Source organism: Pseudomonas sp. p106 (assembly GCF_003936645.1).
In the GTDB taxonomy this organism is placed as follows: domain Bacteria; phylum Pseudomonadota; class Gammaproteobacteria; order Pseudomonadales; family Pseudomonadaceae; genus Aquipseudomonas; species Aquipseudomonas putida_E.
On record NZ_RHQR01000016.1, the window covers coordinates 44,743 to 70,507 of the forward strand.

Annotated in this window: 23 protein-coding genes and 1 riboswitch; of the genes, 18 read left to right on the plus strand and 5 right to left on the minus strand. The window is 61.0% G+C overall.

Going from position 1 to position 25,765, the window contains the following annotated elements; all coding sequences use genetic code 11:
* The first annotated feature begins 3 nt into the window (after positions 1-3).
* The 6 genes from EGJ09_RS19150 (at position 4) to EGJ09_RS19175 (ending at position 5,585) form a co-directional block, all read left to right on the plus strand.
* Positions 4-879, plus strand: coding sequence for an iron-containing redox enzyme family protein (locus tag EGJ09_RS19150; RefSeq protein ID WP_080952214.1), 876 nt, complete (start codon positions 4-6; stop codon positions 877-879).
* The gene (locus tag EGJ09_RS19155) at positions 876-2,108 is read left to right on the plus strand and encodes an ATP-grasp domain-containing protein (RefSeq protein WP_125924558.1); all 1,233 of its coding nucleotides are present in this window, start codon (positions 876-878) and stop codon (positions 2,106-2,108) included. The genes EGJ09_RS19150 and EGJ09_RS19155 overlap by 4 nt, the downstream gene beginning before the upstream one ends.
* Before the next feature lie 39 nt (positions 2,109-2,147).
* Positions 2,148-3,374 carry a cation:proton antiporter gene (locus EGJ09_RS19160; RefSeq protein ID WP_046788126.1) on the plus strand — a complete coding sequence of 409 codons (1,227 nt, stop codon included), beginning with the start codon at positions 2,148-2,150 and terminating at the stop codon, positions 3,372-3,374.
* An 87-nt stretch (positions 3,375-3,461) separates the two neighbouring features.
* Positions 3,462-4,331 carry a DMT family transporter gene (locus tag EGJ09_RS19165; RefSeq protein WP_046788125.1) on the plus strand — a complete coding sequence of 290 codons (870 nt, stop codon included), beginning with the start codon at positions 3,462-3,464 and terminating at the stop codon, positions 4,329-4,331.
* Positions 4,332-4,435: 104 nt separating this feature from the next.
* A complete protein-coding gene (locus tag EGJ09_RS19170; RefSeq protein ID WP_125924559.1) occupies positions 4,436-5,371 on the plus strand; it encodes a LysR family transcriptional regulator in 936 nt (311 codons plus the stop codon).
* 37 nt (positions 5,372-5,408) lie between these two features.
* Positions 5,409-5,585 carry a rubredoxin gene (locus EGJ09_RS19175; RefSeq protein ID WP_046788123.1) on the plus strand — a complete coding sequence of 59 codons (177 nt, stop codon included), beginning with the start codon at positions 5,409-5,411 and terminating at the stop codon, positions 5,583-5,585.
* Between the two features lie 201 nt (positions 5,586-5,786).
* On the opposite strand, the gene EGJ09_RS19180 is transcribed toward EGJ09_RS19175, so the two are convergent.
* Positions 5,787-7,220 carry a TolC family outer membrane protein gene (locus tag EGJ09_RS19180; RefSeq protein ID WP_115273751.1) on the minus strand — a complete coding sequence of 478 codons (1,434 nt, stop codon included), beginning with the start codon at positions 7,218-7,220 and terminating at the stop codon, positions 5,787-5,789.
* Between the two features lie 161 nt (positions 7,221-7,381).
* Positions 7,382-7,488: riboswitch (TPP riboswitch) on the plus strand.
* A gap of 156 nt (positions 7,489-7,644) precedes the next feature.
* On the opposite strand from EGJ09_RS19180, the gene thiC reads away from it, so the two are divergent.
* Both thiC and cytX read left to right on the plus strand, forming a co-directional pair.
* Complete coding sequence (gene thiC / locus EGJ09_RS19185; RefSeq protein ID WP_125924560.1) at positions 7,645-9,531, plus strand: phosphomethylpyrimidine synthase ThiC; 1,887 nt, start codon at positions 7,645-7,647, stop codon at positions 9,529-9,531.
* Between the two features lie 93 nt (positions 9,532-9,624).
* A complete protein-coding gene (gene cytX / locus EGJ09_RS19190; protein ID WP_046788120.1) occupies positions 9,625-10,908 on the plus strand; it encodes a putative hydroxymethylpyrimidine transporter CytX in 1,284 nt (427 codons plus the stop codon).
* Here cytX and EGJ09_RS19195 read toward each other — a convergent pair.
* On the minus strand, positions 10,877-11,623 hold the full coding sequence (locus tag EGJ09_RS19195) for an RsiV family protein (protein ID WP_115273752.1): 747 nt from the start codon (positions 11,621-11,623) through the stop codon (positions 10,877-10,879). The two genes, cytX and EGJ09_RS19195, sit on opposite strands and share 32 nt — an antisense overlap.
* 185 nt (positions 11,624-11,808) lie before the next feature.
* Here EGJ09_RS19195 and EGJ09_RS19200 point away from each other — a divergent pair, with 185 nt between their 5' ends.
* The 9 genes from EGJ09_RS19200 to EGJ09_RS19240 all read left to right on the plus strand — a co-directional run bounded on the left by EGJ09_RS19200 (position 11,809) and on the right by EGJ09_RS19240 (position 21,092).
* Positions 11,809-12,426: an NUDIX domain-containing protein gene (locus tag EGJ09_RS19200; RefSeq protein ID WP_012316503.1), complete on the plus strand. Its 618-nt coding sequence runs from the start codon at positions 11,809-11,811 to the stop codon at positions 12,424-12,426.
* Positions 12,417-12,869, plus strand: coding sequence for a DUF1249 domain-containing protein (locus tag EGJ09_RS19205; protein WP_042111790.1), 453 nt, complete (start codon positions 12,417-12,419; stop codon positions 12,867-12,869). Before EGJ09_RS19200 ends, EGJ09_RS19205 begins: the two co-directional genes overlap by 10 nt.
* Before the next feature lie 84 nt (positions 12,870-12,953).
* Complete coding sequence (gene cpdA / locus EGJ09_RS19210; protein WP_125924561.1) at positions 12,954-13,757, plus strand: 3',5'-cyclic-AMP phosphodiesterase; 804 nt, start codon at positions 12,954-12,956, stop codon at positions 13,755-13,757.
* 133 nt (positions 13,758-13,890) lie between these two features.
* The gene (locus EGJ09_RS19215; RefSeq protein WP_115273754.1) at positions 13,891-14,499 is read left to right on the plus strand and encodes a YqiA/YcfP family alpha/beta fold hydrolase; all 609 of its coding nucleotides are present in this window, start codon (positions 13,891-13,893) and stop codon (positions 14,497-14,499) included.
* A 35-nt stretch (positions 14,500-14,534) separates the two neighbouring features.
* The gene (gene parE, locus EGJ09_RS19220; protein WP_125924562.1) at positions 14,535-16,439 is read left to right on the plus strand and encodes a DNA topoisomerase IV subunit B; all 1,905 of its coding nucleotides are present in this window, start codon (positions 14,535-14,537) and stop codon (positions 16,437-16,439) included.
* Positions 16,436-17,422: an esterase-like activity of phytase family protein gene (locus EGJ09_RS19225; protein ID WP_115273755.1), complete on the plus strand. Its 987-nt coding sequence runs from the start codon at positions 16,436-16,438 to the stop codon at positions 17,420-17,422. The genes parE and EGJ09_RS19225 overlap by 4 nt, the downstream gene beginning before the upstream one ends.
* On the plus strand, positions 17,419-17,937 hold the full coding sequence (locus tag EGJ09_RS19230) for a TIGR02281 family clan AA aspartic protease (protein ID WP_046788114.1): 519 nt from the start codon (positions 17,419-17,421) through the stop codon (positions 17,935-17,937). Before EGJ09_RS19225 ends, EGJ09_RS19230 begins: the two co-directional genes overlap by 4 nt.
* 10 nt (positions 17,938-17,947) lie before the next feature.
* Positions 17,948-20,206: a DNA topoisomerase IV subunit A gene (gene parC, locus EGJ09_RS19235; RefSeq protein WP_046788113.1), complete on the plus strand. Its 2,259-nt coding sequence runs from the start codon at positions 17,948-17,950 to the stop codon at positions 20,204-20,206.
* A gap of 175 nt (positions 20,207-20,381) precedes the next feature.
* Positions 20,382-21,092 (plus strand): membrane integrity-associated transporter subunit PqiC, encoded by a 711-nt coding sequence (locus tag EGJ09_RS19240; protein WP_046788112.1) that lies wholly within the window; start codon positions 20,382-20,384, stop codon positions 21,090-21,092.
* Between the two features lie 74 nt (positions 21,093-21,166).
* On the opposite strand, the gene EGJ09_RS19245 is transcribed toward EGJ09_RS19240, so the two are convergent.
* Positions 21,167-22,633 (minus strand): AhpA/YtjB family protein, encoded by a 1,467-nt coding sequence (locus EGJ09_RS19245; protein ID WP_125924563.1) that lies wholly within the window; start codon positions 22,631-22,633, stop codon positions 21,167-21,169.
* A 134-nt stretch (positions 22,634-22,767) separates the two neighbouring features.
* Here EGJ09_RS19245 and serB point away from each other — a divergent pair, with 134 nt between their 5' ends.
* Complete coding sequence (gene serB, locus EGJ09_RS19250) at positions 22,768-23,982, plus strand: phosphoserine phosphatase SerB (protein ID WP_046788110.1); 1,215 nt, start codon at positions 22,768-22,770, stop codon at positions 23,980-23,982.
* Between the two features lie 70 nt (positions 23,983-24,052).
* Here serB and asd read toward each other — a convergent pair whose 3' ends face one another.
* A complete protein-coding gene (gene asd / locus EGJ09_RS26820; protein ID WP_046788109.1) occupies positions 24,053-24,916 on the minus strand; it encodes an archaetidylserine decarboxylase in 864 nt (287 codons plus the stop codon).
* Between the two features lie 9 nt (positions 24,917-24,925).
* Positions 24,926-25,735, minus strand: coding sequence for a rhodanese-like domain-containing protein (locus EGJ09_RS26825; protein ID WP_174142035.1), 810 nt, complete (start codon positions 25,733-25,735; stop codon positions 24,926-24,928).
* Between the last annotated feature and the right edge of the window lie 30 nt (positions 25,736-25,765).

Here is a 25,765-nt window from a genome sequence, read left to right on the forward strand (position 1 = left end):
GAGATGAAAGAATTAGCTCGGAATACACAACAGCAACTTGCCGACTATTATCGCTGTTTTCTCGGAGATCCGGCACAACTTGTGGCTGCACGGCAATCGGTCAGATTGGCCCGCAACATTGTGGAGCAGATGGAGGATGAATGGACCGCGGTCGAGGAGGGCCTAGTTGATCTGCGTGACCTGCCCACTACACAGGATGCATTTCTCTCGTGGTACGTCATGTACGAGAAGAGGATCAATGAAGATATTCGCTTCTTCGTGGACTTCATGCGCCACCAGGCCAGTTCTGAACAGGTCGCTTACTACATCTGCATGGAGGAAATGGTTGATGGTTCTTTCGATGACCTGATGGCAGTGGCTCAGTTGGGTATGCCGATTCGGTGCAAGATGGTCGCCGGCGAGAACTATTGGGATGAAATGGGCAATGGAGACTTCGCCGCCGTGCACACCACGATGTTCCGCACCTCTTCCAGCTACATGCGTGATCTGTTGGAAAAGGCGGGTGTCAGCGTGCAGGTGCCCCCCCTTGAGTGCCTGATGAATGGCAACATCCTGCTGATGTGGGCCGTACGCCGCGAGTTCAACATGCGCCTTATCGGTGCGATGGGGTTGGTGGAGGGATCGGCGCCGGTACGCTTTGGTGCCACCACGGCGGCCATGGAGCGCTTGGGCTTGCCAAAAGACGTGATCGCCTATCACAAGGCCCATATCAGCATCGACACCCGGCACAGCGCCGCCTGGTACGAAACAGTGCTGCAGCATTACGCGGCGGGTGGTGAGGATGTAGTGCGCGAACTCTCTCTGGGCGTGATGATCCGCTACAACGTCGCGCTGCGTTACTACCACTACATGTATAAGACCATGCGGAGCCTGGGATGATAACTCATCGACAGACGGTGGTCGTCATCGACCCGATCAGTTCGGCCCGGCGCTATGGACATGATATTCGCCGTAAGGGTTATCACGCGTTGGCCCTAGTGACCCGCAAGCAATTTCCCGGGCGTTTGCAGAAGCTGCATGGAGTCGACGAATTCGACGAGGTGGTGCATGTCGAGAACCTGGAACAGGCGAAGATCAGCATGGCCGGAAGAGAGGTGCATGCGGTCATCCCCGGTTCCGATTCTGCATTGCGAATAAGCGACGGGTTGGCGGCTCACTTGGGCTTGGCGGGCAACCCGATCCCAACCTGTGCTGCGCGGATCAACAAGCTTGAAATGAAGCGTCGTCTGCAACACGAGGGCGTCCCGGTCATGCCTGCGTTCAGGCTTTCCAGGAATGACCTGGCCGAGGGCCATGATCCGGGTATTGCTTTCCCCGTGGTGGTTAAGCCGACCGAGGGCACAGGTGCGAGGAATGTTAAGGTCTGCCAGTCCAGAGGTGATATGTACAAGGCTCTGGGGGCCATCGAAAGCAATTTCGAGCCTGGAGCGCAGGAGGAAAAGCATGCTTTGGTGGAGGCGTATGTCGAAGGCCCTGAATACTTTATTGTTACTGCAAATCTGGGGGGGTCGGGGCGACAGATTCTCTGCTTCGCCGAATACGAAAAGATCCGCGTCGGTGACCACCCCAGTGTCTATCGCAACATTCGATCCATTTCGCCCTTAAGCGATCAGGCGCGCCAGGCATTTGCCTACATATCCGAAGTCAACTCGGCCATCGAGGCCAACATTGGCATCAACGATATTGAGTTCAAGATCAACTCGGCGGGACACTTCATCATCGAACAGAACGGCCGCCTGCCCGGTGCAAATGTGCCTTCATTGATCGAGTTGTGCACCGGGCTTAACTGCTACGACCTCAACATAGATATCTATTTGGGTCATGCGCCGCTCACCTTGGCAGTCCCGCACTACGACAAGCATTTCTGTATCTGTTGCCTGATTTCTGAACAGAGCGGCACTGTGACGGGAATTGAAGGTATCACGCTGATCGAAGAGCTCGATTCGTTTCATGAGCTTGGCTTTTTTGTGGAGAAAGGCGAGGCCATCAAGGCGACACGAGACTTTCTGTCGGCTTGGGGTTTTGTCTACCTCATCCATAAGGATCCTGAAGTACTGCGCAGGCATTCGGATACCGTTCATGAGCGTCTGAAGCTGGCGTTTGCCTAGCTAGAGGATCAACGGCAGGTGTTGGGTGAGGGCAAATCCATGTCGAACTGGTTAGTGCTGGTGTGTTTGATCTTGCTCGCCTGTGCAGTCTGCGGGCGTGTGGCTACGATGCTTGGCCAGAACCGGGTAATCGGGGAAATCGTTGCCGGTATACTGCTGGGTCCCACTTTGTTAGGGGCTTGGTTTCCGCAAGTGTCGGCAAAGGTGCTGACACCTGAATCGATAGAGATTGTCCGAGCGCTCGGCGAACTGGGGCTGATCATGCTGATGGTCGAAGTTCCCTGGCATGCCGCAGGTGTCGGAGAGTGGCGGGGAGGGCAACGTGCCCCGGCCTTGATCGCGAGTCTCGGAATCGTGCTGTCGTTCTTCATCGGCTGTGTCATCGGCGCCTGGTCGAAACCGTCTATTGCGCCGACGCCGCCCTATTGGTCCTACGTGATCTTCTGTGGGGTCGCACTGTCGGTGACAGCGCTGCCGGTGTTGGTGAGGATAATCCAGGAGCATGGAGGCATTGATGGGCAAGCCGGTCGATTGTCGCTCTCGGCGGCGGTGTATACCGATGTGTTCGCCTGGTTTGCACTGGCGATGGTGTTGGCATTGCACTTAGGTGGGGCGGGCGGCGTGTCCGAGAGCTTACTCAAGGTATGCGGTCTTTTGGCTTATGCCGGTCTGATGTTCGTAGTGGTCCGCCCATGGCTGAAAAACCGCATCGCTCACACTGCATTAAGTGAGCGTTCCCGTGTCGCAGTTGCCTTGGTCTATTGCCTGGGATCAGCGCAGGTTACCGCGATGCTCGGGTTCCACCAGGCCATCGGCGCGGTCATGGCGGCCTACGTGTTTCACGACCTGTTCTCGATGGAGCAGGCATGGCGCCGCTGGATCGGCAGGTTCGGTCATCTTTTTCTTACCCCGATTTTCTTTGCCTGCTCAGGTATTCAGGTTTCGCTGGCCGCTTTCGGGGAGCCTAGTCTTTGGTTGTGGCTGCTGTTGTTCCTGCTGGGTGGGACTATCGGCAAAGTGCTGGGCTCATATATAGGTGCTAGGGCATCGGGGTTGAGACCAATTGTTTCCATTGAAGTCGGCGTACTGATGAATACGAAAGGTCTTGTGGATTTGGTTGTGCTTGGCGTAGGACTCGAGGTAGGAGTGTTGTCGGAAAGTTCCTATAGTGTTCTTTTGGTACTGGCTGTTGTTTCAACTGCATTGACTAATCCGCTAATTTCGTTGCTAGCTTCGCGCTCGCGAAAGAGTATGCCGGGTTTATAAGGCCCCGTCCCGCGGGGTTTGATTTTTGTCATAAACCCGACTACTGTCTGGAGCGATCAGGGATCATTTATAATAAGGAACATTGCCTTGGACGTATTCATGGGGTTGCTGGCGGCGGCGTTCTGGGGAGCGACGGACTTTTTGGTCGGCGTGAACGCACGAGCAGTTGGGGTTAAACGAGCGGTGTTTTTCGGGCAGTTGCTGGGCTTTGTTCTAATGGCAATTATTATTGTCTTTTCAGCCAGTCAGTTGGAAAAGTTCATGTCTGCGCCTTGGCGCGCGCTAGGTGTTGGGGTAGTAGCATCTTTATGTACCGTTGTGGGGGCATTGGCGCTGTCGAAGGCATTTGCTGCTGGCAAAACTGCAGTTGTGGCGCCCCTAGTCACCTCGTATGGCGTTTTTACCACCCTGTTGGCGTGGCTGGGGGGGGACGCCCTGTCAGGGTGGCAGGTGAGCGGTATTCTCGTTTGCTTCTTCGGGGTTTTACTGGCCAGCCGAAGTCATCATGACGGTGATTTCGAGCGCAGGATCACCAGCACGATATCTGTAGGGTTTGCCTTGCTGGCGGCCATGCTTTACGGCATCAGCTTCTGGATTCAGGGCAAGTACGCCTTGCCGCAGCTGGGGCCGGTGAACATGTTGGCGCTGGGCTATGCAGTGGGGGTCATGTTTCTAATCCCTGAGGGATTCAAGTTGCTGCGGGACCACGCGACGATCAGCTTGAAGACCTTCGGTTCACTGTGCGGCGCCAGTCTTTTGAACCTGGGCGGGTTCTCCGCGTTTTCTTGGGGCGCACTCAATGGCTCGGTTTCCGTCGTCACCGTCATCAGTACCCTGTCGGGCGGCATTGCTGCGATCCTAGGGTACTTCTTTTATCGCGAGCGGCTGTCGGTCACTCAGGTTGGTGGGGTCAGTCTGGTGTTGTTAGGGGCTGTGCTTCTGCATCTTTACGGATGAAGCTTTTTCGCAGCGATGCAATTTTTTGCGGTGATTTCTTTTGGGGCCCTTTGCCAAGGGCGTATGTTTTAGTTGCTGGCCTAAAGATATGAGTGGTCATAATAATGGACTATCGAGGCTATCTTCCAAAAAGTCATGTAGATATGTTGCCTTGCATGGCGGCATTTGCTGTTGTTGTTGAAGCGGGAAGCTTTGTGGATGCGTCGGCCCGGCTAGGACTGACTGCATCCGCAGTCAGCAAGCAAGTATCGAAGCTTGAGAATGCATTATCGATTCGATTGCTCGAACGCAGCACTCGGCAGCTGAAAGTCAATGCCGAGGGGGCTCAGGTCTATTCACATTGCAAAGAGCTGCTTGAGTCTTCGGCGAATATATTTAGGCTCAAGGAGCGATTTCTTGAGAGTCCGCAAGGACTTATTCGCATCGCGGTCCCTCGGTCCTTGTATGGGACATGTCATCAACTTATTCCCGAATTTCTCGAGCGTTACCCGGGTGTGAATGTGCAGCTCATTTCGAATGAGGGAGCTTTGGACTTCATCGCTGAAAGCATAGACATCGGTATCAGAATTACCGATACCCCGCCGTTAGGGTTGGTCGCGCGCAAGTTATTCCCTGTCGACTTTGTAGTCTGTGCTGCAGGCAGCTACATAGAAAAATATGGTCGACCGGTACACCCTTCCGAGTTGGCGGAGCACAGTTGCATACCTTTTTCCGACTTCAGCGAAAGCCAGACCTGGGAATTTTTATCGGCGCAAGGTGCTTGTGACGTCAGTTTTTCAGGTCGCTACGTTTCAGACAGTGCGGAAGCTGTATTGAACGCAACCCTCTCGGGGCTGGGTATTTCCTGTCTTCCTGCCAGGCTGGCTGGCCAAGCGATTGCCGTCAACGACCTGGTGGAAGTGCTGCCCGAGTGGAAGTACGTGGGGGCTTTGCAGGGAATGGCGTGGATCCTCCATCAACCTGGGCGACATGTGTCACAGAAGGTCAAGGTGATGGTCGATTACCTGGTCTGCGCATTACGCAGGACAGGGCGAGCCTGAGAGCAGGATCACTGACGCAGTCGACAAGGAGATAGCGATGAAGGCACGGGTTGCCGAGTACTATTGTGAAACCTGCTGGTATTCCTACGACCCGGCACGGGGTGATCCGGAAAATGGTATCGAACCGGGTACGGCATTCGAAGATGTTCCGCAGCAATGGTGCTGTCCCGACTGCGGCCTGGGCAAGGAGGCTTTCGTCCCCCAGGAGCGTTGAGCGCTGGGCAGTGACACTCGCTGCCGATTCCCTGACCCATGTCATCGCACCTTCCCGATTTTTGACTAGTCTTGCCTACTGGCGGCCAGCAAAAATCCGCCACCGTGACTACCAAGAGGCGTCGGCCATGTTCCGTTCGTCCACCACACTGGCGCAAGCCCTGTGGGTGCAGGTTTACCCGCGAAGAAACCAGCGCCTGCCTCAAGGCCTGCGTTCGAAGTTCTTCGCCGCTGCCGCCGCCAGGTCCGGTGGCAGGAAGTCCTTGTCCGGGTTGTAGTCCGCCTTCAGGTACCGCTTGAGGTCCACCAGGTCCTGTGGGCTCAAGGTGCCGGCCGCCTGCTTCAGGCTCAGGTTGTCGAGAATGTAGTCGTACCGGCTGTTGTTGTAGTCGCGAACCGAGGTGTACAGCTGGCGCTGGGCATCGAGCACGTCGACGATGTTGCGGGTACCGACCTGGTAACCGATCTCGGTGGCTTCCAGCGCGCTCTGGTTGGAAATGATCGACTGCTTGCGCGCTTGCACCTGTTCCACATCGGTATTCACGGCACGGTGCAGGTTGCGTGTGTTCTCCACCACCTGGCGGCGCAGGCTCTCGCGTTGTTGCTCGCTCTGGCTCAGGCGCTGGTATGCCTCGCGTACCTGCGAGCTGGTCAGGCCGCCGCTGTAGATCGGAATGTTCAGTTGCAGGCCGATGCTGGTCTGCTCCACGTCACCGCTATAGCGCACCCCCAGTTGCGAAGGGTTGGTGAAGCCCAGGCTGTCGTTGTCGCCTTTCTGGTACTTGGCTACCGCATCCAGGGTCGGGGCGTGGCCGGCCTTGCGCTGGCGCAGGGTTTCTTCGGCGGCATCGACTGCGTAGTTGGTTGCCAGCAGGTTGAGGTTTTGCCGCCCGGCAGTCTCGACCCAGGCCTTGGCATCGTTGGGCGTGGGCACCTGTATGGGCAAGGTGTGGACAACGCCCTGGATCGACGTGTATTCGCGGTTGGTGAGGGTCACCAATGCCTCGAAGGCATCCTGCACCTGGCGTTCGGCGATGATCCGGTTGGCCCGGGCGGTGTCATAGCTGGCCTGGGACTGCAGCACGTCGGTCTTGTCGGACAGGCCGACATCGAAACGTTCGTTGGACTGGTCGAGCTGGCGCTTGAAAGCCGATTCTTCGGCCTTGGTGGCTGCAAGGTTGTCCTGGGCTCGCAGCACGGCAAAGTAGCTTTGCGCGGTCTGCAGGATCAGATTCTGTTCGGTGGCAGACAACTCCAGCGCTGCCTGCTCATTGACAGCTTCGGCGGCCTGCAACTGGAACCAGCGGTCGGCGCGGAAGACAGGTTGCGCCAGGGTTGCACTCCAGGCGTTGCCGCTGCGGTTGGAGGTGATCGAGGGTTCGTCGAGCTTGGTGCGGGTGTTCATCATTTCGGCACCTGCCGACAGGTTGGGCAGCAGGCCGGCGCGGGCCTGGGGCACCACCTCGCGGCGCGCGCCATAATCGGCGCGAGCGGCGGCAAGATCGGCGTTGTTGTCGACCGCTTCCTGGTAGACGCTGACCAGGTCAGTCTTGACCGTCATGGGCACATCCGCTGCCCAGGCCACTCCGTTGGACGCACAAGACACGGCAATCGCCAGTGAAAGTTTGCGCAGCATAGAGGCAATCCTTGTACGAAATTTAATTACTGAACTGTTGAGTATCGAGCGTTGAGGCAGTGTAGTGCCATGCGCAACTGGCAACAATCGTTGGCTGTGCCTTTCATCATCCCCTCGTTTTACACGCTTGGCTTTGCCGGCCACTCCAGTCTAGACTGCGCACGTTCTTGTCGGGGTGCCTTGAAGCAAAGGCTGAGATCGCATAGGTGCGGATCCCGTTGAACCTGATCAGGTTAGCGCCTGCGTAGGGAACAAGATTGCTCGCCTTCCCGGGGAGCCTCTTGTGCCAGGTCCGGGAATGTCGCAGCTGCAAGCAGCTCAAGGCACTCCATGTATCCGGCACTGCATGCCCGCCAAGGGGTGCGTCCGCGTCTTTCAGGTTCTCCCCGACATTCCACCGCTAGGAAGCTGTCTGGAGCCTGTGATGAGCAAACAAGAAAAAACGATCAACCTCAGCGAGTCGGCGCAAGTCGATCAGCAGTCCGTGCAACCCTTCCCGCGTTCGCGCAAGGTCTATGTCGAGGGCTCGCGCCCGGACATACGCGTGCCGATGCGCGAAATCAGCCTGCACGACACCCCCACCGACTTTGGCGGCGAAGCCAACGCGCCGGTGATGGTCTATGACACTTCCGGCCCCTACACCGATCCCGACGTCATCATCGATGTGCGCAAAGGCCTGGCCGATGTGCGTTCGGCCTGGATCGACGCCCGTGGCGATACCGAGCGCCTGGGTGGGCTGAGCTCGAACTTCGGCCAGCAGCGGCTGAACGACGCCGAACTGGCCAAGCTGCGCTTCAACCATGTGCGCAACCCGCGCCGCGCCAAGGCTGGCGCCAACGTCTCGCAGATGCACTACGCCCGCCAGGGCATCATCACCGCCGAGATGGAATACGTCGCCATCCGCGAGAACATGAAGCTGCAGGAGGCCCGCGCTGCTGGCTTGCTCAAGCAGCAGCACGCCGGCCACAGCTTCGGCGCCAACATCCCCAAAGAGATCACCGCCGAATTCGTGCGCGAGGAAATCGCCCGCGGCCGCGCGATCATCCCGGCCAACATCAACCACACGGAACTGGAGCCGATGATCATCGGCCGCAACTTCCTGGTGAAGATCAACGGCAACATCGGCAACAGCGCCCTGGGTTCCTCGATCGAGGAGGAAGTGGCCAAGCTGACCTGGGGTATTCGCTGGGGCTCGGACACGGTCATGGACCTGTCGACCGGCAAGCACATCCATGAAACCCGCGAGTGGATCATCCGCAACTCGCCGGTACCCATCGGTACCGTACCGATCTACCAGGCCCTGGAGAAGGTCGGCGGGGTTGCCGAGGACCTGACCTGGGAGCTGTTCCGTGACACGCTGATCGAGCAGGCCGAGCAGGGCGTGGACTACTTCACCATCCATGCTGGCGTGCTGCTGCGCTACGTGCCACTGACCGCCAAGCGGGTCACCGGTATCGTCAGCCGCGGGGGGTCGATCATGGCCAAGTGGTGCCTGGCGCATCACCAGGAGAATTTCCTGTACACGCATTTCGATGAGATCTGCGAAATCATGAAGGCTTACGACGTGAGCTTCTCGCTCGGTGACGGGCTACGCCCAGGCTCGATTGCCGATGCCAACGACGCTGCGCAGTTCGGTGAGCTGGAAACCCTTGGTGAGCTGACCAAGATCGCCTGGAAGCACGACGTGCAGTGCATGATCGAAGGCCCTGGCCATGTGCCGATGCAGCTGATCAAGGAGAACATGGACAAGCAGCTGGAGTGCTGCGACGAAGCGCCGTTCTACACCCTCGGCCCTTTGACCACCGACATTGCGCCTGGTTACGACCACATCACCTCGGGCATCGGTGCGGCCATGATCGGCTGGTTCGGCTGCGCCATGCTGTGCTACGTCACCCCCAAGGAGCACCTGGGCCTGCCGAACAAGGATGACGTCAAGACCGGCATCATCACTTACAAGATCGCCGCGCATGCAGCCGACCTTGCCAAGGGCCATCCGGGCGCGCAGATCCGTGACAATGCCCTGTCCAAGGCGCGTTTCGAGTTCCGCTGGGAGGACCAGTTCAACCTGGGCCTGGACCCTGACACCGCACGTGCCTTCCACGATGAAACCCTGCCGAAGGAATCGGCCAAGGTCGCGCACTTCTGCTCGATGTGCGGGCCGAAGTTCTGCTCGATGAAAATCACCCAGGAAGTACGGGAATACGCCGCCAACCTGCGCATCGATGCGGTGGATGTATCGGTTCAGGAGGGGATGCGCGAGCAGGCCGAACGGTTCCGCCAGGAAGGCAGCCAGCTGTACCACAAGGTGTAAGCCGCAGCGCTGATCTGTTGCAGGAGCGGCCTTGCCGGTGCGCCGCTCCTGCAACGACCGTGTCGATTTGTTTTCTTTTGTCGAGTAACAACAATGACAACTCCCAGCCATTTTTCCCCCGACCACCCTGTCCCCACCAGCCAACGCCCGTTCGGTGGTCGCGACCTGTTCTCGCTCTGGTTTTCCCTCGGTATCGGCCTGATGGTCCTGCAGGTTGGCGCGATGCTCGCTCCAGGCCTGGGCCTGGCCGGCGCGGTGCTGGCCATCGCCCTGGGCACCGGCGTGGGCGTGCTGCTGCTTGGGGCGGCAGGCGTGATTGGCAGCGATACGGGCCTTTGCGCCATGGCCACCCTGCGCCTGAGCCTGGGCAGCCAAGGCGTGCGCCTGCCAGCGCTGCTCAACCTGCTGCAACTGGTCGGTTGGGGCGCGTTCGAGATCATTGTCATGCGTGACGCCGCCAGCCTGCTCGGCGCGCGCACCTTCGGTGAAGGCAGTCTATGGAACAGCCCGATGTTCTGGACCCTCTGCTTCGGTGGCCTGGCTACGCTGCTCGCGGTCAGCGGGCCGCTGGCATTCGTGCGCAAGGTGCTGCGCAAATGGGGGATCTGGCTGTTGTTGGGCGCTTGCCTGTGGCTGACCTGGAACCTGTTCGCCAAGGCTGACCTGGGCGAGCTGTGGCGGCGCAGCGCAGATGGGTCGATGTCGCTGGCTGTGGGCTTCGACATCGTCATCGCCATGCCGCTGTCCTGGTTGCCATTGATCGCCGACTACTCACGTTTTGCCCGCAGCGCCAAGCGAGTGTTCGGCGGGACCGTGCTCGGTTACTTCATTGGCAATACCTGGTTGATGAGCCTTGGCGTGGCCTACACCCTGGCCTTTGCGCCGAGCGGTGAGGCCAATGCGCTGCTGCTGGCCCTGGCCGGTGCCGGGCTGGGTATTCCGTTGCTGCTGATTTTGCTGGACGAGTCGGAGAAGGCCTTTGCCGATATCCACTCGGCTGCGGTATCGACCAGTCTGCTGGTACGCCTGAAGGTCGAGTACCTGGCGTTGGGCATCGGTGTGCTATGCACCCTGATTGCCCTGCTGGCGCCGCTTGCCCAGTACGAAAACTTCCTGCTGCTGATCGGCTCGGTGTTCGCGCCGCTGTTCGGTGTGGTGCTGACGGACCACTTCGTGATCCGCCGCCGCCGCCTTCCAGCACAAATTGATGGTTTGCACTGGCAGGCGCTGCTGGCCTGGGCGGTGGGTGTGGTGGCCTATCACAGCATCGCTGCGCAAGCGCCAGAGTTCGGCGCTACCCTGCCGGCATTGTTGCTGGCGGGTGGGCTGCATGCGCTACTGAGTCTCAGCCGCGGCCGGGGAACAGTTCGGGCTTGAGCACGCCGTTCAGGCGTGGGTAGGGGATTTTCAACTCCACGTGGCCCATGGAGTAGGGCGCGATGGTATAGACCTCATATTTGACCACCACTGCGCCGTACGTCAGGGCGATGTGCGGCGACTTCTTGAATGGCCAGGTTTTGACGAACTCGGCATCCTTGTCCATGCCCACGCTGATCAACCAGGCGCGGTGCGATTCTTCTACCGTTTTCCAGAAGGTATCTTCCTGGCCCGGCACCAGCATGTCTTGCAGGGTCAGCACCTTGTCCAGCTTGCGCGAATAGTTGATGAAGCCCCGGCCTGGCATGCCATGGGCGCCGCCGCTGTCGAGGTAGCTGGACAGCTCGATGATCACCAGCCCGTCATGCTGTTCACGTACCTTGGCTTGCAGGTAGCTGCTGTTGCGTTTGTCGGCGGTGGCCAGGTATTGCTGCTCATACGCCTGCAAAGTGCTTGGTGCGGTGCCATGCTGGTTGTCTTCGGTCAGTTGCAGCAGGCGTTTTTCGACGATGCCGTCGAGCTTGGGCAGGTCCGGGAAGTGAATGGTGTCAATGTTCACCAGTGGGCAGTCACTCTCGCTGCAACCTGGCTTTACGTGCTCCCAGGCGTCGCGCTTTACCTCCAGTGGGGCACGGTAATTCGGCGCGAACAGGCTCTGGCAGGCACCGAGGGCCAAGGCCAGCACAGCCACGGCAGTCAGTTTGACAAGTGTCATGATGATCCTTGCAATACAGGGAAAAGTCGGCCTTTGACCGCCTGCGCGGCCTTCAGTTCGCCACTAAGCTAACAGAGAGAAGAGCCGCTGTCCCGACTGCGCGAACGGTTACCGGAAAGGGGTGAAACAGGCAGGCGTGCAGAGTAGGATGGCGCGAAGCAGTATTTGAGGTAATGAGGATTTCCATGTCAGACGCGTTGAATTCAGTGCCCAAGGGCTTCGACATCATCGAACGGGCCAATTGCTTCCAGGGCTTCTACAAGCTCGACAAGCTTCGCCTGCGCCATGAGCTGTTTGCCGGGGGCATGGGCCGCGAGATCAGCCGCGAACTGTTCGTGCGCCATGATGCCGTTTGCGTGCTGCCTTACGATCCACTGCGTGATGAAGTGGTGTTGATCGAGCAGTTTCGCGTCGGCGCGCTGGATAAAGTCGACAATCCCTGGCTGATCGAGATGGTCGCCGGCCTGATCGACAAGGACGAACAGCCTGAAGAGGTCGCGCATCGTGAAGCCGAAGAAGAAGCCGGTCTGACCTTCAGCGCCCTGTGGCCGATGACCCGTTATTTCCCATCGCCCGGCGGCAGTGATGAATACGTGCACCTGTTCCTTGGCCGCTGCAGCAGCGAAGGCGCCGGGGGGCTGCATGGCCTGGAAGAAGAGGGCGAAGATATCCGCGTGCGGGTCTGGTCGTTCGAAGATGCCTTGCAGGCCGTGCGCGACGGGCGCATCTGCAATGCGGCGACGATCATTGGCCTGCAATGGCTGGCGCTCAACAGAGATGAAGTACGAGGTATGTGGAAGTGAACCTGCTGCGTGAGCGTTATCGGGTCGATCTGGCCGGGCTGCAGGCAGCCTGTGAGGCCAACTACGCCCGGCTCATGCGCCTGCTTCCCGACATGCGTACCACGCAGAGTTCGCGCCGCATCGGCATGACCCAGGGCGACCAGATGCTCGGCGTGCTGGTGCTCGATGTGGTGCTGGCCTGCCCCTACACCACCACCCTGCGGGTGCGCCAGGAGCACAGCCTGCCTTGGCTGCCGGTGCCCCACCTGGAGGTGCAGGTGTACCACGATGCGCGCATGGCCGAAGTGGTCAGCGCCGAGCATACCCGGCGCCTGCGCAGCATCTACCCGTATCCCAACCAGTCCATGCACCAGCCGGATGAAAAGGCCCAGCTCAATCTGTTTCTCGGGGAATGGCTGAGCCACTGCCTGGCCTGTGGTCACGAGCTGGCAAGTGTGCGCTGAAATGTGATGCCGGTCGGTTTCGACTATTTGCTCGCAACCAATCCCCCGCCATAATTCGTGCTGAATTCCCCGAGGAGACGGCCGGTGCCGCACCCAGACCCCTCTCAGGCACCCGTATGCGTGGTGCAATTGACTGACGCTCACCTGTTCGCCGACCCTGCGGGCACGCTGCTGGGGCTGCGCACGCGCGATAGCCTGCGCCATGTGATCGCCCAGGTGCGCCGCGAACAGCCGTGTGTCGATTTGCTGCTGTGCACCGGTGATCTTTCGCAGGATGGCAGTGCTGCCTCGTATCAGGCGTTCCGTGATCTGACGGGTGACTTCGCCGTACCGGCGCGCTGGTTGCCGGGTAATCATGATGAAGCCAGGGTCATGGCCGAGGTGGCGCCGGAGCTGGTGCAGGCGGTAACCGATATCGGCGCCTGGCGTATCATCATGCTCAATTCGGCGGTGCAGGGTGCGACCCATGGGCTGCTTGAACCGTCACAGCTGTCGCTGCTCGATGATGCGCTCTTGTCGGCAGGTGGGCGCCATTGCCTGGTCTGCTGTCACCATCAACCTGTGGATATCGGCTGCGCCTGGATCGCACCGATCGGTTTGCGCAATGCTGACGAATTGTTGCGCCGGCTTGAGGGTTATCCACAGGTGAAGGCGCTGCTTTGGGGGCATATTCATCAGGAGTGGGATGAGCTGCGTGGCGGTTTGCGCCTGCTGGCCACGCCATCGACCTGCATACAGTTCGCCGCTCGTAGCGAAGACTTCAAGGTGAGCGAGGAGCAGCCGGGTTACCGGTGGTTGCGCCTGCATGCCGACGGGCGGCTGGAGACCGGGGTGCAGCGGGCCACGGACTTTGAGGTGAAGCTCGATTTTGATAGCCCGGGCTATTGAAACCAGGGGCCGCCGTGCAGCCCAAAAATTGTTGCGAAAAACCCGCCGCAGCGCCAAAACACGGCGAACACGCTACACTGCGCATCCCTGCGCCTCCACCATCGGGCGCGAAGCCAAAGATTCCGGGGGCAGCATGTCGGGTTCCATCCTCTATATCCATGGCTTGAACAGCTCACCGCTCTCCACCAAGGCGCGTCAGCTCCAGGCTGTGATGCAGCAGCTAGGCCTGTCAGGCCAGTTGCGCGTACCCGCCTTGCACCATCACCCGCGCCAGGCCATTGCACAGCTCGAAGCCGCCATCGCCGAACTGGGGGCGCCCCTGCTGGTCGGCAGTTCGCTCGGCGGCTACTATGCCACCCATCTGGCCGAGCGCCATGGCCTCAACGCCCTGCTGATCAACCCGGCGGTCACCCCGCACAAACTGTTCGACGGCTACCTGGGCACCCAGCGCAACCACTACAGCGGCGAAACCTGGGAACTGACCCACGATCATGTCCAGGCCCTCGCTGAACTGGAAGTGCCGGCCCCAGCGGACGCCAGGCGCTATCAAGTGTGGTTGCAGACCGCCGATGAAACCCTGGACTATCGACACGCCGAGCGTTATTACCGGGCGTGCGCGTTGCGTATCCAGGCCGGTGGCGACCATGGCTACCAGGGTTTTGCCGAACAGATACCAGCCCTGCTTGCCTTCGCCGGCGTTGCCCGGGGGCAGTATGCGGCGCTCGATTTTTCTGTATTTTGATTTTTTCGCATTCACCAGACTGACGACGAGAACCCATGGCCAATCCCAGCGCTAGCGCCTATAACGCAGACGCCATCGAAGTCCTCTCGGGCCTTGACCCGGTCCGTAAACGGCCGGGCATGTACACCGATACCAGCCGGCCGAACCACCTGGCCCAGGAAGTCATCGACAACAGTGTCGACGAAGCCCTGGCTGGCCACGCCCGTTCGGTGCAGGTCATCCTGCATGCCGACCACTCGCTGGAGGTCAGCGACGATGGCCGCGGCATGCCGGTGGATATCCATCCGGAAGAGGGTGTATCGGGGGTCGAGCTGATCCTCACCAAGCTGCACGCCGGCGGCAAGTTCTCCAACAAGAACTACCAGTTCTCCGGGGGCCTGCACGGCGTCGGCATCTCGGTGGTCAACGCCCTGTCGACCCAGGTGCGCGTGCGCGTCAAGCGGGACGGCAATGAATACCAGATGACCTTCGCCGATGGCTTCAAGGCCAGCGAGCTGGAAGTGGTCGGTACGGTCGGCAAGCGCAACACCGGTACGAGTGTGTACTTCAGCCCCGACCCGAAGTATTTCGATTCACCCAAGTTTTCCATCAGCCGCCTCAAGCACGTGCTCAAGGCCAAGGCCGTATTGTGCCCGGGCCTGTTGGTCAGCTTCGAGGATAAGGCCAGCGGCGAGAAGGTCGAATGGCACTACGAGGATGGCCTGCGTTCCTACCTGGTCGACTCGGTCAGCGAGTTCCAGCGCCTGCCGGACGAGCCCTTCTGCGGCAGCCTGGCCGGTAACAAGGAAGCCGTGGACTGGGCCTTGCTGTGGCTGCCAGAAGGTGGTGACAGTGTTCAGGAAAGCTACGTCAACCTGATCCCCACCGCCCAGGGCGGTACCCACGTCAATGGCCTGCGTCAGGGGCTGCTCGATGCCATGCGCGAGTTCTGCGAGTTCCGCAACCTGCTGCCGCGTGGGGTCAAGCTGGCGCCCGAAGACGTCTGGGAACGCATCACTTTCGTGCTCTCGATGAAAATGCAGGAGCCACAGTTCTCTGGGCAGACCAAAGAGCGCCTGTCGTCCCGCGAGGCTGCGGCATTCGTTTCGGGCGTGGTCAAGGATGCCTTCAGCCTGTGGCTCAATGCACACCCCGAGCTGGGCATGCAACTGGCGGATCTGGCCATCAGCAACGCCGGCCGCCGCCTCAAGGCCAGCAAGAAAGTCGAGCGCAAGCGCGTCACTCAGGGCCCTGCGCTGCCGGGCAAGCTGGCCGACTGCGCAGGCCAGGACCCAATGCGGGCCGAGCTGTTCCTGGTCGAGGGTGATTCGGCCGGTGGCTCTGCCAAGCAGGCTCGTGACAAGGAATTCCAGGCGATCCTGCCGCTGCGCGGCAAAATCCTCAATACCTGGGAAGTGGACGGTGGCGAGGTACTGGCCAGCCAGGAAGTGCACAACATCGCCGTGGCCATCGGTGTCGACCCGGGCGCTGCCGACCTGTCGCAATTGCGCTACGGCAAGATCTGCATCCTCGCCGACGCCGACTCCGACGGCCTGCACATCGCGACCCTGCTGTGCGCGCTGTTCGTCCAGCACTTCCGTCCGTTGGTCGAAGCAGGCCACGTCTATGTCGCCATGCCGCCGCTGTACCGTATCGACCTTGGCAAGGAAATCTACTACGCCCTCGACGAGGCTGAACGCGACGGCATTCTCGACCGCCTGGTGGCCGAGAAAAAGCGTGGCAAGCCACAGGTCACCCGCTTCAAGGGGCTGGGCGAGATGAACCCGCCGCAATTGCGCGAAACCACCATGGACCCGAACACCCGGCGCCTGGTCCAGCTGACACTGGATGACCTGCAGGGTACTACCGAAATCATGGATATGCTGCTGGCCAAGAAACGCGCGGGCGATCGCAAGAACTGGCTGGAGACCAAAGGCAATCTGGCCGAGGTTCTGGTTTGATTCGTCTGTTTGTCGCGGTTTTATTGACGCTGGTTACTCTGCCGAGCCTGGCAGCCGACTGGCCGGAGCTGAAGCTGGCATCCGAGCATCCGATTGACGGCATGCGCGGCGGCAATCTGTCCGGGCTGGCTTTTTGCCGAGGTGCGCTGTGGGGTGTTTCAGACCGTGATGATGACCGTATCTACCGCTTCGACCAGCACAATGAGGTGTGGCGCGCCCAGCCTTTGACCTTTTCCCCGCCCCCGGTGCCGGAGAGCGGGTTGCCCTGGGGGCTGAAGTCGCGCAACTGGGCGGTGTCGTACATTCGTGGTGGCCAGTTTGATTACGAAGGTATCACTTGCGATCAGGCCGGTAATATCTACCTGGTCAGCGAAGCGCATGTGGCCGTGCTGCAACTGCCGGTCGTAGGCGCGCCTGCCTGGCTCAGGGTTGACCCGGCGATGATGCGCCAGGCCCGGGCCACTGGCATGCTGCTGAACTTCAATGCCCTGTTCGAAGGCCTGGCGATCAACCCTGCCGGTGACCGCCTGTGGCTTGCGGCCGAGCGTGAGCGCCGCGGCTTGGTAAAGATAGAGCGCCAGCAGTCGGTATGGACGTGCGGACGCACTTGCGTATTGCTCAGTGAAGCCGGGGTCGAGATGCAACCGCCTCAAATGCCCAATGCCCGTGCGCTTTCGCGTGATTTCGCCGACCTGGCCTGGTTCGAGGGCAAGCTGTTCACCCTCGAACGTAATGCATACCGTGTGTGCCGACGCCATGCCGACAGCGGTGAGGTCGAGCGCTGCTGGTCGTTCGCAGCCGATGCTCTGGTACCCGAGCGACGCTATGATCAGCCGTTCGGCCTGGCCGAAGCGCTGGTCATCGATACCAAGGGCGCATGGATCGGTCTTGACAACAACAACGCTGACCGCGCCGATGGTGAAAGCCGGCCGGTCGTCTGGCGCTTCGCCGCGCCGCAGGGCGGTTGGAGCACCACACCATGAGCCAGCCACCGGGCAAGCGTGCGGGCAGGGTACTGATGATCGTCGCCTGGGCGGCGGCGATGTTCCTGGCTACGCGCTTTTTCGGTGAGTGGGAGGCGCGCGAGCGCAACCCCAATACCCAGGTGCAGTCCGAGCACGGCGAAGGCTTCATCGAAGTGCGCCTGCTGGGCAATGGCCAGGGCCATTTCGTGGCAGATGGCGCGATCAACGGCAAGGCTGTGCATTTCATGCTCGATACCGGAGCCACCGACGTGGCGATCCCCGAGGCGCTGGCCCGTGACCTGAGCCTGCAACGTGGCAGCCCGGTCATCCTCAGCACCGCCAACGGTCGCACCGAAGGTTACCGCACGCGACTGGACAGCCTGCAACTGGGGGACATCCGCCTGCAGGGCGTGCGCGCCCTGGTGGTGCCGGGGCTGGATGGGCAGACGGTGCTGCTCGGCATGAGCGCTCTGAAACAACTTGAATTTACCCAGCGCGGCGGCACCATGCTGCTGCGCCAGAACCTGAAATGACGAGGCCCGCATGAGCGACTCACTGGAACTCAGCCTCGACGGCGTCGAACGCCGTTCGCTGGCTGACTTCACCGAACAGGCCTACCTCAACTATTCCATGTACGTGATCATGGATCGGGCCTTGCCGCACATCGGCGACGGCCTCAAGCCTGTGCAACGACGCATCGTCTATGCCATGAGCGAGTTGGGGCTCGATGCCGATGCCAAGCACAAGAAGTCGGCGCGTACCGTCGGCGACGTGCTCGGTAAATTCCACCCCCACGGCGATTCGGCCTGCTACGAAGCCATGGTGCTGATGGCGCAGCCGTTCAGCTACCGCTACACGCTGGTCGATGGCCAGGGTAACTGGGGTGCGCCGGACGATCCGAAGTCGTTCGCGGCGATGCGTTACACCGAAGCGCGCCTGTCGCGCTACTCCGAGGTGCTGCTCGGTGAGCTGGGCCAGGGTACCGTGGACTGGGTGCCCAACTTCGACGGTACCCTGCAGGAGCCTGCAGTATTGCCGGCACGGCTGCCGAACATCCTGCTAAACGGCACCACCGGTATTGCCGTCGGCATGGCCACCGACGTGCCGCCACATAACCTGCGCGAAGTGGCCAGTGCCTGTGTACGCCTGCTCGACGAGCCCAAGGCCACCCTTGAGCAACTGTGTGAACACATCCAGGGGCCGGACTACCCGACCGAAGCCGAAATCATCACGCCGCGTGCCGAGATCCTCAAGATCTACGAAAGCGGCCGCGGTTCGATCCGTATGCGCGCCGTATACCGGGTCGAGGACGGCGACATTGTCGTCACTGCGTTGCCGCACCAGGTCTCCGGGGCCAAGGTGCTGGAGCAGATCGCCGCGCAGATGCAGGCGAAGAAGCTGCCGATGGTCGCTGACCTGCGTGACGAGTCGGACCATGAAAACCCCTGCCGTATCGTGATCATCCCACGCTCCAATCGGGTGGATGCCGATGAACTGATGCAGCACCTGTTCGCCACTACCGAGCTGGAAAGCAGCTATCGGGTCAACGTCAACATCATCGGCCTGGATGGCCGGCCGCAGCTCAAGAACCTGCGTGCCTTGCTCCTGGAGTGGCTGCAGTACCGTATCGGTACCGTTCGTCGCCGCCTGCAGCATCGCCTGGAGAAGGTCGAGAGGCGCCTGCACCTGTTGGAAGGCTTGCTCACTGCATTCCTCAACCTCGATGAAGTCATCCACATCATCCGTACCGAGGAGCATCCCAAGCAGGCATTGATCGCTCGTTTCGACCTCACCGAAATCCAGGCCGACTACATCCTCGAGACGCGCCTGCGCCAGCTGGCCCGTCTGGAGGAGATGAAAATCCGCGGTGAGCAGGACGAACTGCTCAAGGAACAGGCCAAGCTGCTGGCCCTGCTCGGCAGCGATGCCAAGCTACGCAAGCTGGTGCGCAGCGAACTGATCAAGGATGCGGAAACTTACGGCGACGACCGCCGGTCGCCGATCGTCGCGCGCGCCGAAGCCAAGGCGCTGTCGGAAAACGAGCTGATGCCGACGGAGCCTGTCACCGTCGTGCTGTCGGAAAAAGGCTGGGTGCGTTGCGCCAAAGGCCACGATATCGATGCAACCGGCCTGTCGTACAAGGCCGGGGATGGCTTCAAGGCTGCAGCGGCGGGGCGTTCCAACCAGTTTGCCGTGCTCATCGACTCCACCGGGCGCAGCTACTCTGTGGCGGCGCATACCTTGCCATCGGCGCGTGGCCAGGGCGAGCCGCTGACCGGTCGGCTGACGCCGCCGCCGGGGGCTACCTTCGAGTGCGTGCTGTTGCCGGACGATGATGCGCTGTACGTGGTGGCATCGGATGCCGGTTACGGCTTTGTGGTCAAAGGCGAGGACCTGCAGGCCAAGAACAAGGCCGGCAAGGGGCTGCTCAGCCTGCCTAACGGTGCCAAGGTCATCGGCCCCCGCCCGGTGGCCAACCGTGAGCAGGACTGGCTGGCGGCAGTGACCACCGAAGGCCGCTTGCTGGTGTTCAAGGTCGCTGACCTGCCACAACTGGGCAAAGGCAAGGGCAACAAGATCATCGGTGTGCCCGGTGATCGGGTCGCCAGCCGTGAAGAATATGTTACAGATCTGGCGGTGATCCCCGAGGGCGCGACCCTTGTATTGCAAGCTGGCAAGCGTACCCTGTCTTTGAAGCCGGACGACCTTGAGCATTACAAGGGCGAGCGTGGACGGCGGGGTAGCAAGCTGCCGCGCGGGTTCCAGCGCGTTGACGGTTTGCAGGTGGAAGTTCCGGCGTAACCGGTAGAAATGTCTGGGGCGGCAATTTCAGCGCCGTTCCAGGCAGAAATGCTGGAGTCGGACCGACATTTCGCGGATGATAGTGCCCTTGTGGTGCCGGCGTGGCCGTGTGCCCGATTGAATCTATATCAGTATCAATGCGGTTAGCCTGGTGGCGACCGCCTGGATGGGATGAATGAAATTTCTGCGCCTTCCATTTGCGCTATTGATGACGGGCCTGCTGGGGCTGAGCGGATGCAGCATGCATCAGCCGGTTGCCCTGTATCAGCTCGACAGCGGTGATCCTGGCCAGCCCTCGCAGAGTGCGGGCATGGCCGTGGTGCTCGGCCCGGTATCGGTTGCCGATTACCTGCAGCGTGAAACCTTTTTGCAGCGCCAGGCTGATGGCAGCCTGAGTTCGGCGACGGACGGTCGTTGGGCCGGTAGCCTGTCGGCAGACATCGATCAACTGTTGGTGCGTCAGCTGGCCTGGCGCCTGGACAGCCAACGGGTGGTTCTGGCGCCGGCCAGCAGTGGCTTCTCGCCTGACGTACAGGTATTGCTGTCGATCACCCGTCTGGACTCGGGCAAGAACCAGCCGGCCATCCTCGACGCGCAATGGCGTTTGCTGGACCGTCGCGGCAATGTGCGCGACAACCGTATCGTTCATCTCGAGCAGCCGCACGAAGGCAGCGAGTCGTCGCAGGTGCAGGCTCAGGGGCAGTTGTTGCAGAAGCTGGCAGAGCAGTTGAGCGCTGCAGTCAAACCCTTGGCCAACCAGCCAGCGATTGCCGAAGAGTCGCGCAAGAAGCCTGCAGCACCGGTTCAGGTCAAGAAAACACCGGAGAAGTCGAAGATCCCCATGGCTTCCCCTATCCGGACCGATATGGAAGTTTATCGGTTCTGATGTTTGCCCCCCGATACAGAAAAGCCCGCACATGTGCGGGCTTTTTTGTGGGTGTCAGAGCAGGGGGCTCGATATCAGGCCCTGCGCTCGTGCATCCGCGCCAACTGTCGCTCCAGCATCGAGGGGTAAGGCTCCATCAAGCGCTCGACACAGCAGGCGCCTTCAGGGCTGGCAATCGGCCGAATCCGCGCACGCTGGCGAATCAGCGAGTCATCACTGATCTGTCGCTCCACCAGCAGTAGGTTGCGGCTGTGCTGGGAAAGAGCCAGGGCGTCCTGGGCTTTTTCGGTCATCAGCAGGTCTACCTGTTCCAGCCCATGCAGGTCATCGCCCAAGGCCAGGCCCAGTTGCAGTTGCAAGGTGATGCCGCTGTCGGCTACCTCGATCTGCAGGGCGTGGCCGAGGGCGCGCAGCAGCTCGCCGCAGCAGATTGCGTTGGTCAGGTAATCCTCGCCGCAGTCGCGGCTGTGGAACAGCACCAGAGTGCTGCCGTCGTTGAGCGTGTGGGTCTCGCCATCGTACAGCGACGCGGCCTGCTCCAGGCAGTCGCGGTAGCGTTCCAGCAGCTCGGTCAGGCGGGTGCGTGGCAGCCGGCGCAGTTGCTCCTGCGAGCCTAGCTGAACGGCCAGCACCGCAGTGCTCTGCGGCTCGTCGGAGTCGACTACGGCGGCCTTCGGCGCGCTTTCTTCGTGGTCCAGCAGGCCGGCAAAGGCTTCATCGTCGTCTTCGTCGTCTACCTGGGCGGCAACCTTGGCCCGTGGCGCGGCTTTGACCGGCGCAGGGGTATCGTGCAGGTCGTCGAAGTCGTCTTCGTCTTCGTACTCCTCCGGCTCAGGCTCCGGAGGTGGCGGCGGGGCCAGGCGGGCATGCAGCTGGCGGGCAATATCGCCGATCTCATCCTGACGATCGATTGCCGGGGTGTAGGGGTGCGGGTCGCGCAACCATACGCGCAGTTGCAGCAGCGGCAGGGTGATGTGGCGGCCTTGGCGCAGGCTCAGGCTCAGCGCCAGGGCCAGCAGGATCGCGGCCAGGATGCCCATGCTCTGCAGGCTGATCAGCATCGGCTGCTGGAACTGGCTCATGTCCAGGCTGATGCGCAGTTGCCCGGCGGTCACGTCCTGGAAGGTGATCTTGGTCTGGTACAGGCCTTCGGCCTCACCCAGCAGGCTGTTGCGTGGGCGCTGCCCGGCCTCGGCCAGGATGCGGCTATCCACGCTATATATAGCCGCATGGGCCACCAGCGGGTTCTTCACCAGGTTGCCCAACAGCACGTTGAGGCTGAGGATGTCGTTGGACACCAGCAGCTCGGTCGCCGATGTGGCTGTCTGGGTGGTCAGGCTCTGGCCAAGGGCGTCGGCCTGCTCGTGCATGGCCTGCTTGAACTGCAGACCCATCACGCAGGCATAGATCACCAGCGCCAGCGCCACCAAGAAAATGTTGGTGCTGGCGATGCGCAGTGCCAGGGGAACGCGACGTTGGCGCAGGGCACGGAAGATCATGAGGAAGAAGTTGTCTGGTTTGACGGGCGTGGGCCGGTTCACAGAGCGCGGCTCTTAATGGCATGAAAGTGCGCGCAGTATAGCGACCCGAGTTTTGTCGGCAAAGTATCGTTGGCGCCCGATGGTCACGGAAAATCGGTAGAATGCGCATTTTTCATCGAAGTCGGAGCCAGGTTGTGCGCGAAATCGTTCTGATCAACATCACCGGTGAGGACCGTCCGGGTCTCACTGCCGCCATCACCGGCGTCCTGCTCCAGGGCGGTGTGAACATTCTCGACATCGGCCTGGCTGTCATGCACGGCACCCTGTCGTTCGGCATTCTGGTCGATATACCGGACAACGAAGTGGCCACCAGCCTGTTGCAAAGCGTGCAGTCCAAGGCCCATGAGCTGAATCTGCAGGCCCGCTACACGCCGATTTCCGAGTCCGATTACCAGCACTGGGCCGATGGTCAGGGCGAGGCTCGCTATATCGCTACCGTCCTCAGCCGCAAGATCACCCCGGAGCAACTGCAGAGTGTCAGCGCGGTCATCAGCCAATATGGCCTGACCATCGAGCGGATCGAGCGCCTGTCTGCACGTGTTGCCCTGGGCGCGCAGCGCGAGAAAGGCAAGGCTGCCCTGGAAATTTCCGTCCGCGGTGAGCCAAGCGATGCCCAGGCGCTGCGCGCCGACTTCTTTGCATTGTCCGAAGCGCTGAACATCGACATCGCCTTCCAGAAGGACGACCTGTTCCGTCGCAACCGCCGCCTGGCCGTGTTTGACATGGATTCGACCCTGATCGAAGCCGAAGTCATCGACGAACTGGCCAAGGCTGCAGGTGTCGGCGAGCAGGTGGCGGCGATTACCGAACGTGCAATGCGCGGCGAACTGGACTTTCGCGCCAGCTTCAAGGAGCGCATGGCGCTGCTCAAAGGCCTGGATGTTGGTGTGCTGGACCAGATCGGTGCTTCGCTGCGCCTCACCGAAGGTGCCGAGAACCTGTTCGCCGAGCTCAAGCGCATGGGCTACAAGACTGCAATCCTTTCGGGTGGCTTCACCTACTTTGCCAAGCAGGTGCAGGCACGCCTGGGCATCGATTACGTGTTCGCCAACGAGCTGGAAGTGGTCGATGGCAAGGTGACCGGCGTGGCCGTCGAGCCCATCGTCGATGCCCAGCGCAAGGCAGAACTGCTGCAGCATTTGGCGAGCGAAGAGGGCCTGCAACTGGAGCAGACCATTGCCGTAGGTGACGGTGCCAACGACCTGCCGATGCTGTCGCTGGCCGGCCTGGGCGTCGCCTTCCGCGCCAAGCCACTGGTACGTCAATCGGCCAAGCAGGCCATCTCGACTCTGGGGCTGGACGGCGTGCTGTATCTGCTGGGGCTGCGCGACCGCGACGCGCGGGGCTGACACAAGCCTCGCTGACAAAAAGGCCCTGCATGACTTCAGTCATGCAGGGCCTTTTCATTTTTTGCCAGAATCAAGCCTGCGCGGGAACCGCCAACAGCTCACCCATGCGCGTTGCCGAACCGGCACCCAGGGTTTCAGCCCACTTCACCTGCTCCGGCCCAAACAGCACGATAGCCGTAGAGCCCAGCTTGAAGCGGCCCAGTTCCGCACCCTTCTCCAGATGGATCGGCGCACGGCTGCCTTCGTCATAGCGGAAGGTTTTAAGTTCGCGCTTGGGTGGAGTGACCAGGCCGGCCCACACGGTCTCGATCGAGGCAACGATCATCGCCCCCACCAGCACGACGGCCATCGGCCCGCGCTCAGTGTCGAACAGGCACACCACACGCTCGTTGCGGGCAAACAGCTCGGGGACGTTTTCTGCGGTGGTCTGGTTAACCGAGAACAGGCGACCCGGCACATAGACCATTTCGCGCAGGGTACCGGCCAGCGGCATGTGCACGCGGTGGTAGTCCTTCGGCGACAGGTAGATGGTAGCGAATTCACCACCCATGAACGGGGCGGCCAGCGCCGGGTCGCCGCCGAGCAGCTCCAGAGCGCTGAAGCTGTGGCCCTTGGCCTGGAAGATGCGACCGTGCTCGATCGGGCCCAGCTGGCTCACAGCGCCATCGGCCGGGCACAGGATTGCCCCCGGGGTTTCATCCAGCGGGCGTGCACCCGGCTTGAGGGCACGGGTGAAGAAGGCATTGAAGTGCTCGTAGGCGGTGAGGTCTTCGACCAGTGCCTCGTTCATGTTCACCTGGTAGCGCTTGGCGAACCAGGCGGTGAAGGCATTCTTGAACCAGCGTGAGCGGCACTCGGCGACGCAGCCGGCGAGCCGCGACAGAAGATGGTGCGGCAGCAGGTACTGGCTGATGATGAACAGACGGGATTTCATGCAGGTTCCTTAAACTTCTACAGGCGTGTCCGGGTGGTTGCCCCATTCGCTCCACGAGCCGGCATAGGCCTTGACGCGTGGATAGCCGAGGGCTTTGGCCACCAGGTAGGTAAAACCGGAGCGGCGGTGGGACTGGCAATGGGTGATCACCTCCTTGTCGGGGGTGATGCCCAGTTGCTGGAGGACTTCGGCGATGTCCTTGCGGATGCGCAGATGGTCGTTGAGGTCCATGCCGGCCGTCCATTCAAAGTTGACCGCGCCGGGTATATGGCCACCCCTGGCTGCCAGGACCTTTTCACCAGAGAATTCTTGCGGGGCGCGGGCATCCCAGATCACCAGGTCATCGGCGCCCAGGCGGCTTTGCAGGTATTCGCGAGTGGCAGTCGGTTCGCTGTGCAATTGCAGGCGTACCGGTACGGTGGCGGGCGCGGGTGCCTCCGTCGAGAGCTTGTCCGCCGGCCAGGCCTGGATGCCGCCATTGAGGTAATGGCAGGCCTTGTGGCCGATGACGTCGAGCAGCCAGATGAAGCGCCCGGCCCAGCCGCCGCCCTCATCGTCGTACACCACGTAGACCGCATCATCCCGGTGGCCGAGTTCGCTGAACAGTTTTTCCAGGTCGCCAATGGCCGGCAAAAGCCCCGGCGCGGGCGGCATGCCCAGCTGGGTGCGTTTGCCTTCGACGAAGCGGGCGCCCGGGATATGACCGCTGACATAGCGGTTGGCGCTGCTCAGGTCGACCAGGATCAGCTGGGGGGAAGCCAGGCGCGCAAGCAGGTCCGCGGGCTCGATCACCAGCGGTAGTCCGGCAAAATCAGTCATCCACGGTCTCCAGTGTGGAAAGAGGGGCGA